Annotated in this window: 7 protein-coding genes; 3 read left to right on the top strand and 4 right to left on the bottom strand. The window is 75.3% G+C overall.

Annotated elements, in window-relative coordinates; all coding sequences use genetic code 11:
- Positions 1 to 74: 74 nt before the first annotated feature.
- Complete coding sequence (locus ACIO9K_RS37825) at positions 75 to 635, bottom strand: helix-turn-helix domain-containing protein (protein ID WP_400336450.1); 561 nt, start codon at positions 633 to 635, stop codon at positions 75 to 77.
- A 93-nt stretch (positions 636 to 728) separates the two neighbouring features.
- On the opposite strand from ACIO9K_RS37825, the gene ACIO9K_RS37820 reads away from it, so the two are divergent.
- Positions 729 to 1,571, top strand: a complete 843-nt coding sequence (locus ACIO9K_RS37820; protein ID WP_400336448.1) for an alpha/beta fold hydrolase — start codon at positions 729 to 731, stop codon at positions 1,569 to 1,571.
- Between the two features lie 88 nt (positions 1,572 to 1,659).
- Here the strand turns inward: ACIO9K_RS37820 and lanL are convergent, their stop codons facing one another.
- From lanL to ACIO9K_RS37805, 3 genes are all read right to left on the bottom strand, one after another.
- The gene (lanL, locus tag ACIO9K_RS37815) at positions 1,660 to 4,200 is read right to left on the bottom strand and encodes a class IV lanthionine synthetase LanL (protein WP_400336446.1); all 2,541 of its coding nucleotides are present in this window, start codon (positions 4,198 to 4,200) and stop codon (positions 1,660 to 1,662) included.
- Between the two features lie 38 nt (positions 4,201 to 4,238).
- Positions 4,239 to 4,406, bottom strand: a complete 168-nt coding sequence (locus ACIO9K_RS37810) for an SflA family class IV lanthipeptide (RefSeq protein WP_363622874.1) — start codon at positions 4,404 to 4,406, stop codon at positions 4,239 to 4,241.
- A 223-nt stretch (positions 4,407 to 4,629) separates the two neighbouring features.
- A complete protein-coding gene (locus ACIO9K_RS37805; protein WP_363622872.1) occupies positions 4,630 to 5,292 on the bottom strand; it encodes a pyridoxamine 5'-phosphate oxidase family protein in 663 nt (220 codons plus the stop codon).
- Positions 5,293 to 5,740: 448 nt separating this feature from the next.
- Here ACIO9K_RS37805 and ACIO9K_RS37800 point away from each other — a divergent pair, with 448 nt between their 5' ends.
- Both ACIO9K_RS37800 and ACIO9K_RS37795 read left to right on the top strand, forming a co-directional pair.
- The gene (locus ACIO9K_RS37800) at positions 5,741 to 7,159 is read left to right on the top strand and encodes a family 2B encapsulin nanocompartment shell protein (protein WP_363622870.1); all 1,419 of its coding nucleotides are present in this window, start codon (positions 5,741 to 5,743) and stop codon (positions 7,157 to 7,159) included.
- On the top strand, positions 7,146 to 8,594 hold the full coding sequence (locus ACIO9K_RS37795; protein WP_400336443.1) for a SufS family cysteine desulfurase: 1,449 nt from the start codon (positions 7,146 to 7,148) through the stop codon (positions 8,592 to 8,594). The genes ACIO9K_RS37800 and ACIO9K_RS37795 overlap by 14 nt, the downstream gene beginning before the upstream one ends.
- Positions 8,595 to 8,756 lie beyond the last annotated feature (162 nt).

Below are 8,756 nucleotides of genomic sequence, written 5' to 3'. Positions count from 1 at the left end.
CGGGCCCCCCCCCCGCCGCCACCCGCGGGGGCCCCTACGTCCCTGGCGCGCCCCGGCCCCGCCGCCGTTTCGTGTTACTCCGTCGGGGACGGGCCGGCGGCCGGCGGCGCGGCGGGGAAGAGGATCGGGCTGAGCAGGTACGGCTCCCGGCCCGGCCCCGGCCCGTTCGCCAGCCGGGGCTCCAGGACGGCACGCAACTCGCCGCTGAACTCGGCGAGTTCCGCCGGGTCGAGCCAGAACGTGCCCTGCCGGTAGGCCACTCCCTGGGCGGCCGGGTCGGCATCCTCGCGGTCGAGGTAGGCGTTGAACTCGGCGATCAGGACGGCCATCGCGGCGGCGAAGCCCCGGCGGTGGTCCTCCCGCGTCATCGTGGCGGCTGCGGCGGCGTCCACGACCGGTCGGTCCTCGCGCAACCGGTAGAGCCGCTCGACGGCGCCGCGCACCCGGCGCTCCTCGGCGACCTCCAGGAAGCCGGCCTCGGCGAGCAGCGCGACGTGCCGGTACACCGTCACCTTCGACACGCCGGACAGCCGCTCGCACAGCTGCGACGTGGTGAGCACCTGCCCGCCGGCGAGAGCGTGCACCACGCGCAGGCGCACCGGGTGGAGGAGGAGGTCTACCGCATCGAGGTCCATTGCCCCACGATTTCACAGTCGCTATCATTATCAAAGATGAAAACAGTTCGCCCGGGAGACGACCCGGGTGCCAGTTCCCAGGGGGGAAGCACCATGCGCCAGACGAACGGGCGGGCCATCACCGTCAACGGGCGATCGCTCTACGTCGAGGAGTCCGGACACGGCACGGACGTCGTGCTCTTCGAGTCGGGCCAGGGCCTCGGCCGCGCCTCCTGGGACCCGGTCCTGCCCCTGCTCGCGGACCGTGCCCGGCTGGTCGCCTACGACCGCGCCGGCTTCGGCCGCAGCGCCCGCACCGACGCCCCCCTCGACCTCGACGACTTGGCGGCCGACCTGGTCGCCCTCGCCGAGGCCGTCGCCCCCGGCCGGTTCGTCCTGGTCGCCCACAGCATGGGCGGCCTGGTCGCCCGCCTCGCGTACCAGCGCCTCGCGCCCCGGCTGCGCGGCATCCTGATGGTCGACACCACACCGGAGACCGCGCCCGCCTTCGACACCATCGACCAGATCGCCCGCCGCGTCGACCGCACGCTCGCCATCGGCCAACCCCTGGTCCGCAGCCGCCTGGTGGCCCGTCTGCTCAGCGGCACCGCCCGCCGGGTCTTCCCCACCGACACCTACGAGACCATGCTCGCCGAGGACTTCGTCCCGGCCGGCCTCGCCCAGACCCGCCGCGAGTTCCGCGCCGTCGCGGCCGCCGTCCCCCGGCTGCGCGCCGACCCCCCGGCACCCCCCGTCTGCCCGACCGTCCTGCTGTCCGCCGACCGCCCCCGCCGAGGCGGCGAACGCACCCACCCCGCCCTCCAGGAACACCAGCGCCGCTGGACCGAAACCCTCCCCGACGGCCGCTACGAGACCGTCGCCGCCGGCCACTTCATCCAGGGCGAGCGGCCCGACGTGGTCGCCGCCCGGATCCGCGAACTCCTCGACCGCGGCTGAGCGGTGGGCCACCGGGCCTCGGTCGACCGGCCGCAGAGCGTCCACCCGTCCGACCCGATCGCCGGCCCGATCGCCGACCTCGGCCGGTTCACCCCGGCGGCAGCAGTCCGGGCACCGGGCCGCCGCGACGGGACAGCCGGCGCAGGAACGTCAGCACTCCGGGTGTCCCGACCGCCCAGGCGCGGGACTCGGCGGTCGGGTCGCCGCCGGGGAAGACCGGGCGGCCCGCCGGCCCGCCGGCGCGGGTGAGGAGCAGGGCTGCCAGTTGCTCCGCCGCGTGCCAGTGGCGGGGGTCGCCGGTGGCCTCGGCGAGGTCCACGAGGAGGTCTCCGACTCCGGCCAGGCCGCAGCAGCGGACCACCAGGGCGGTGCGCGGGGCGAGCGTCCGGCAGGTGTCGGCCGCGTCGGCGGCCAGGGCGAGGAGGGCGTCGTCGCCGTACCGGATTCCGGCCTGGACGAGGACCGTGCCGAGGCCGGCCAGGCCCCGGCACCAGGAGAGGTAGCGGCGGGTCGCCCCGGGCCGCAGGGCGGCCGCGCTGAGGCGGGGGAGGTCGGCGGCGAGTCCGTCGACGATGCGGCGGGCGGTCCGGCGGGACGCCTCGTCGGGCCGGGCGAGGAGGAAGTGGGCGATGCCCGCGCGGCCGTGCGCGAAACCCTCGGCGAGGGCGGCGGTGCCGGGGTTGGGCTCCTCGCCGGGATCGTCGAGGGGCCGGGCGGTCAGTGCCGTGGCGCACGCGGCGGCCGCCGCGAGGTGCCGGCCGGTGTCCCGGCCGAGGGCGGCGAGCAGCAGGTGGGCGGTGCCGATCCCGGCCGCCCCGGCGATCTGGTCGTCCCCGGCGGGCTCGTGGCGGCGGTGGTACGGGGACTTCGTGCCGGGCGGCTCCGTACCGAGGGTGGCGGCGGCCCGTGCGAGGAACAGGTCGGCGCCCGCCCGGCCCTGGTAGAGCGAGCCGTCGAGGCGGTCGAGCGCCGGGTGGCCGGCCGTCCAGTCGGCCAGGGCGGTGGCGGCGGCCCGGGCGTCGGGGCGGTCCGCGTGCTCCAGCAGTTCGAGGCCGAGGCCGGCGGCCCCGTCGTAGAGCGACAGCAGGGTGCGGGGTTCGCCGGCGCGCGGGTCGGTGGCGACCAGCTCGCGGGCCATCCGCACGCAGGTGCCGACGGTGTGGTCGACGGCCTCGTCGAGCGGGGCCCGGCGCGGCCCGGCCGAGCGCCGTGCCGGGGGGCGGCCGGGCGGCCTCCCCTCCCGCAGGCCGGCGGCGGCGGCCGAGCGCCGGTCCCCGTCCGGGCTCACCAGGCCCGCGACCAGGGCCACCGCGGAATCCGCCGAGTCCGAAGGGCCGGGGAGGGCCGCGCGCAGACAGGCCAGGGTGCGGTCACGGTTGGTCGCCGGGTCGGGGTCGATCACCACCGGGTCGAGGCCGGTGAGGGCGTGGTGCAGCGTGGTGCCCAGCGCGTAGTAGTCCTCGGTGGGGTCGGTCCCGGTGGCGCCGGGCAGCCCGTAGCCCGCCGTGGCCCCGGGCAGTCGGGCGCCGTCGAGGGCGCTGACGCCGAAGTCGACCAGCGAGCAGCGGCCGGCGGCGTCGAGCACCACGTTCGCGGGTTTCAGGTCGCAGACCACCACGCCGCGCGCGTGCACCGCGTCCAGGATCCGCAGCAGTCCGCGCGCCAGGCCCCACCAGTCGCGCCCGCCGGTGCCCGGCCCGGGGTCGTACGGGCCCGCGGCGAGGACGTCGCGCCGCAGGTCGCACGGCCCGCACGCGCCGCTGACCAGGTACTCGTCGGCGCCGTGCCGGAAGTAGTCGACCAGCGGCGGCACCCCGGGCACCCCGGCCAGGGCGGTGAGCACCCGGCGTTCGTGCCGGAGCCGGCCTCGCGCGTCGGTGCCCGCGCCGTCCTCACCGACGTGGGCACGGGCCTGTTTGACCACCACCTCGCGCCCGGTGGCGAGTTCGACCGCGCGGTAGACGTGGCCGTTCGGCGAGCGGGTGATCCCGGCGGTGATCCGGTACCGGCCCTCGCCGACCCGGGTGGTCGGCGGCCGGGCGGCGGCGACGGGCGTGAACGGGTCGCTCGCCCAGGGCGGTTGGCGGTAGCGGGCTTCGGCCAGGCCGGGGAAGACCGACCCGTCCGGGCCGGTCATGCCGTAGTCGGCGCCGTCGTCCGTGACCCGGAACAGTCCGTAGCGGTAGTAGACCGGCGCGTCCGGCCGGAGCCGGCGGTCGCTCACCACCCGGGGCCCGGCCCAGCCGGCCAGCGCCCGGGCCAACTCCGTTCCCAGCGCGACGAGGTCCGCCTCGTCCGGGTAGACCGTGACGGCCTTGCCCACGGCCGCGGGGCCGCGCAGCCCGCTGTTGAGCTCCCGCAGCACGGCCGCACCCGCCGCGAACTTCGCGTCGCAGGTGCGGCGCAGCAGGATCGGGACCACCGCGTCCAGCAGCTGCGGGAGTTGGCCCTGCCGGGCGGACAGGTGGAGCTTCCAGCCGTGGGCGCGCGCCGGCATCCGCGGGTCCTGGAGGTACCACCACTGCCCGTCGGTGTGCAGCGGGCGGCGCGGGCCGGGCGCGGCGGCCGCCAGGTCGGCGACCCGGCGCCGCAGTGCCTCGGCGGAGCCGGGGTCGGGTGGTGTGGTCATCGCTCCGCCCCTCCCCCGGTCCGCTTCCTCGGTACGGGTCAGCAGTCCACGGCGCAGTCGAAGCGCGTCGGAACGTAGGTGACCCACGGGTCGGCGAGACACGCGACCGGGGTGAGGTCCGCGTCGTGCTCGTCCTCGAAGACGATGGCGTCCTCGTCGATGTCCAGCAGGCCTGCGTCGCGGATCTCGGTCACCACTGCGCTCATGGGTGGTTCCTCCCTTGGGGGTTGGACCTGCTCTCTCGGGTCACGCCGGGCGCGCGGGACACCTGGGCACGCTGATCCGACGTGACCCGCAAGAGGGGGCCTGGGCCGGTGTTCCTTGCGGTTGGCGCCTCATGCTAGCCACGCCGACCGGTCCGCGACAGGGGTACGACACCGCCAACTCGGCCGCTCAGCACCGCGATTCCCGGCGACCGGAACGGACCGTTCAGTCGCTCACCAGGCGGCGGCCGGTGATCTCGTCCGGGCTGATCCGGATCCAGCAGGTCCGGTCGCCGCCGGCCCAGGGGATGGCGCCGGGGAGGCCGGCCAGGTGGTGCAGGGCGGCGGGGTCGTGCACGTGGTGCGCGGTACCGAGGAGGAGGACGCTCCAGCCCCGGCCGAGGTATTCGTCGATGTGGTCGATCTGGAAGGAGAGCGCGGTGCCCTCGGCCGGGGCGCCGCGCCCGGTGGTGCGGTAGGCGATGGCGGCGTCGTCGACGACGTAGTTGACGGGGACGACGACCGGGCCCGGCTGGAGCGGCAGGGCGATGCGGCCGACGCCGTGGGTGCCGATCAGCTCCCAGCACTCGGGTTCGGTGAGGCCGAGCAGCCGCGGGTGCGGGCCGGGGCCGCCCTGGCCGGGCGGGGCGTCGGCGCGACCTTCGAGCAGTTCGCCGCGGCTGAGGCCGAGTGCGGCGGCGATCCGGACGAAGCCGCCGGGGTCGAAGGCCGGTCCGGCTTCGAGCAGGTAGTGGAGGTAGCGGGGGGCCATGGCCGCCTGGTGGGCGAGGTCGTCCTCGCTGAGGCCGAGTTGTTCGCGCCGCTCGGCGATCCGGCCGGCCACGGCGGCGGGTTCGGCCCGGTCGACGGCGTCAGGGGTGTCGTTCACGGTGGTGGCTCCTCGGCTTGCCGGCGGGTGCCCGGGGTCGTGTCCCGGGGTCGTGTCCGGGCGGTGACCAGGCCGGATCCATCCAAGCGCCCGGCGTGCGCCAAGTCGAGGAACGGCGGGGCGCCGTGCGTGTCGGCCCCGGCCGGGATGTTCGACGCGGGCCGGGACCGGTGGCGGGCCGAGGACACGGGCCCCGACCCGGCCAGCTCCAAGATCAACTTTCGAACATCTCACATCTGCTTATAGATAAATTCATACGATCGGGTGAGTTTGGCGACGGTACAAACCCGATGGTGTGCACCGGTCCTCACGGCCCCTCATCGAACACGCTCACGCCCCCTCGGTGCGGCCGGAACAATCGTCGCGGCGGGTCGGCCGAGGCCGAATCCCCGCCTCCGCAACGAACTTGACGCCAACTCAGTTCTCCCGACCAGAACAGGGGCCAGCCATGACGACCGAGACCGTCCAGCAGAGTCAGCAGAGCAGGCAGAGTCTCAGCACCTCAGCCGCCCGGAACCTGGCCACCACCACCAAGACCGCACCGCAGATGCTCGGGATCACCCCCCGCTACCTGCTGCGCGCCCTGCCCTGGGTGGACCTGGAGGCCGGGGTCTACCGGGTCAACCGCCGCCGGGGCTTCATCCTCGGCGACGGGCAGATCAGCACCTACGTCAACGGCGACGGCGCCTCCCGGGTGATCGCCGAGGACCTGCGCGAGCTGCCCTTCCTCAGCCAGGTGGACAGCCCGCTGCTCACCGCCCTCGCCAACGGCTTCGTCGAGCGCGAGGTGGCGCCCGGCGAGCTGATCGTCGACGCCGGTGCCCCCGCCGAGCAGCTGCACCTCATCGCGTTCGGGCGAGCCGAGCAGCGCGCCACCGGGGAGTACGGTTCGGACGCCCTGATCGCCGTCCTCGGCGACGGCGACTTCTTCGACGCCACCGCCTGGGTCGACGGCACCCCGATGCCCTACCGGGTCAAGGCGGTCAGCGCGTGTACCGTGCTCTCCCTCGACCGCCGGATGCTCCTCGAACTCGCCGACCGTGAGCCGTCGTTGCGCGCTCAGCTGGACGCCTTCGGCAACGACCGCCGGGAGCCCGCCGACCGCGAGCACCCGATCGACCTCACCTCGGGCCACTCCGGCGAGCCGTACCTGCCGGAGACCTTCGTGGACTACGAGGAGGCCCCCCGCGAGTACGAGTTGAGCATCGCGCAAACCGTCCTCAAGGTGCACACCCGGGTCGCGGACGTCTACAACTCCTCGATCGACCAGGTCCAGGCCCAACTGCGGCTGACCACCGAGGCGCTGCGCGAGCGCCAGGAGTGGGAGATGCTCAACCACCCCGAGTACGGGCTGCTCAACAGCGTCGCGCCCAACCAGCGCGTGCGCACCCGCAAGGGCGCGCCGACCCCGGACGACATGGACGAGCTGCTGGCCCGGGTCTGGAAGCAGCCGGCGTTCTTCCTCGCCCACCCGCGGGCGATCGCCGCGTTCGGGCGCGAGTGCACCCGGCGCGGGGTGCCGCCGCAGATCGTGGAACTCTTCGGCAGTCCGTTCCTGACCTGGCGCGGCGTCCCGCTGCTGCCCTCCGACAAGCTCGACCTGAAGGGCTCGGCCACCTCGGCGCCCGGCACCACGAACATCCTGCTGATGCGGGTCGGCGAGGACCGTCAGGGCGTGGTGGGCCTGCGCCCGTCGAAGGTCCCGGACGAGGTGGAGCCGGGCCTCTCGGTGCGGGCGATGGGCGTGGACCGGCAGGCCATCACCTCGTACCTGGTCACCAGCTACTTCTCGGCCGCCGCGCTGGTGGACGACGCCATCGCGGTGCTCCAGAACGTCGAGGTGTCGAACTACCATGACTACTCCTGACGGATTCGGGCGCGGCACCGGGGTCACCGGAATGGGCCGACCGCCGCTCGACACCGGCTCCTCGACGGGCCCGGGAAGCGGCCTGGTACCCGGCCCGGTCCCGCTGCCCGCAGCGCTCGCCCACGCGGCGGGCGGTCCGCGGTACTGGCTGCCGCAGCAGCCGGCCCGGGCGGCCCGGGCCGACCCCGCCACCCCGCCCTCCGCACCGCCGGGCGGGTTCGACGTCGAGGCCGTCCGGCGGGACTTCCCCCAGCTGCACCGGGAGGTGAACGGCCACCCGCTGGTCTGGCTCGACAACGGGGCCACCACCCTCAAGCCGCGCCAGGTGGCCGAGGCGGTCGCCGAGCACTACTCGATGGGCACCTCCAACGTCCACCGCGGTGCACACACCCTCGCCAAGCAGGCGACCCAGGTCTACGAGGAGGGCCGCGAGGAGGCCGCCAAGCTGCTCGGCACCCAGGACGCCGGCGAGATCGTCTTCGTCCGGGGCACCACCGAGGCCGTCAACCTGGTGGCACAGTCCTGGGGCCGCGCCAACCTCGGCGTGGGCGACGAGATCCTGGTCTCGGCGGCCGAGCACCACTCCAACCTGGTGCCCTGGCAGCTGATCGCCAAGGAGCGCCGGGCCCGGATCCGGCCGATCCCGCTGCTCCCCGACGGGCAGCTCGACCAGGACGCCTACCGGGACCTGCTCGGGTCGCGGACGAAGCTCGTCGCGCTCACACACGCCTCGAACGTGCTGGGGACGGTCCCGCCGGTGGCCGAGATGACCGCGCTGGCGCACCGGTACGGCGCCAAGGTCCTGGTGGACGGCGCACAGGCGGTGAGCCACTTCCCGGTGGACGTCACCGCGCTGGACGCCGACTTCTACGCCTTCTCGGGGCACAAGATCTTCGCCCCGACCGGCATCGGCGTGCTCTTCGGCAAGCGCGAGCTGCTGGAGGCCATGCCCCCGTGGCAGGGCGGCGGCAACATGATCGACTCGGTGGGTTTCGAGGAGACCTCCTACGCGCCCGTACCGCACCGGCTGGAGGCGGGCACCGGCCACATCGGCGGGGTGGCCGGCCTGCGGGCGGCGCTGCGGTACCTGGCCGGGCTGGACCGCCAGGCCGCCACCGCGTACGAGGAGCAGCTCACCGCGTACGCCATGGGCGCGCTGGCGAGCGTCCCCGGGCTGCGCCTGATCGGCGACGCGCCGGGGAAGATCGGGGTGCTGACCTTCCTGCTCGCCGGCACCGACCCGATGGCCCTGGCCGGGGCGCTCGACCAGCAGGGCATCGCGGTGCGCGCCGGGCACCACTGCGCGCAGCCGGCGCTCGCCGCCTTCGGCCTGCAGAGCGCGGTGCGGGCCTCGCTGGCCCTGTACAACACCGTGCAGGACGTCGACGCCCTGGTGTCCGCCCTCCAGGGCGTCCAGGCGGCCTCGGCGGGGTAGGCCGGGCGGCGGGGGGGGGGGGGGGGGGGGGGGCGGGGGGGGGGGCCCCCCCCCCCCCCCCCCCGCGGGGGGGGCTGCGGGCCCGCAGCGGGCGGGCTCACACCGGGTCGGCGACGATCTCCCCGTAGGCGGTGGCGAGTTCGGCGAGCACGGGGTGCGCCG

The sequence above is a fragment of the Kitasatospora sp. NPDC087271 genome (assembly GCF_044744605.1).
Taxonomy (GTDB): Bacteria; Actinomycetota; Actinomycetes; order Streptomycetales; family Streptomycetaceae; genus Kitasatospora.
Note: the sequence above shows the minus strand (reverse complement) of the source record. Positions and strands in the feature narration are given on the sequence as shown.

What these genes read in the sequence shown, in the direction of transcription:
- ACIO9K_RS37820 (WP_400336448.1), top strand. Translation starts at nt 729, where the DNA reads ATGCGCCAGACGAACGGGCGGGCCATCACCGTCAACGGGCGATCGCTC.
- ACIO9K_RS37810 (WP_363622874.1), bottom strand. Translation starts at nt 4,406, where the DNA reads ATGAGCGCAGTGGTGACCGAGATCCGCGACGCAGGCCTGCTGGACATC.
- lanL (WP_400336446.1), bottom strand. Translation starts at nt 4,200, where the DNA reads ATGACCACACCACCCGACCCCGGCTCCGCCGAGGCACTGCGGCGCCGG.
- ACIO9K_RS37795 (WP_400336443.1), top strand. Translation starts at nt 7,146, where the DNA reads ATGACTACTCCTGACGGATTCGGGCGCGGCACCGGGGTCACCGGAATG.
- ACIO9K_RS37800 (WP_363622870.1), top strand. Translation starts at nt 5,741, where the DNA reads ATGACGACCGAGACCGTCCAGCAGAGTCAGCAGAGCAGGCAGAGTCTC.
- ACIO9K_RS37825 (WP_400336450.1), bottom strand. Translation starts at nt 635, where the DNA reads ATGGACCTCGATGCGGTAGACCTCCTCCTCCACCCGGTGCGCCTGCGC.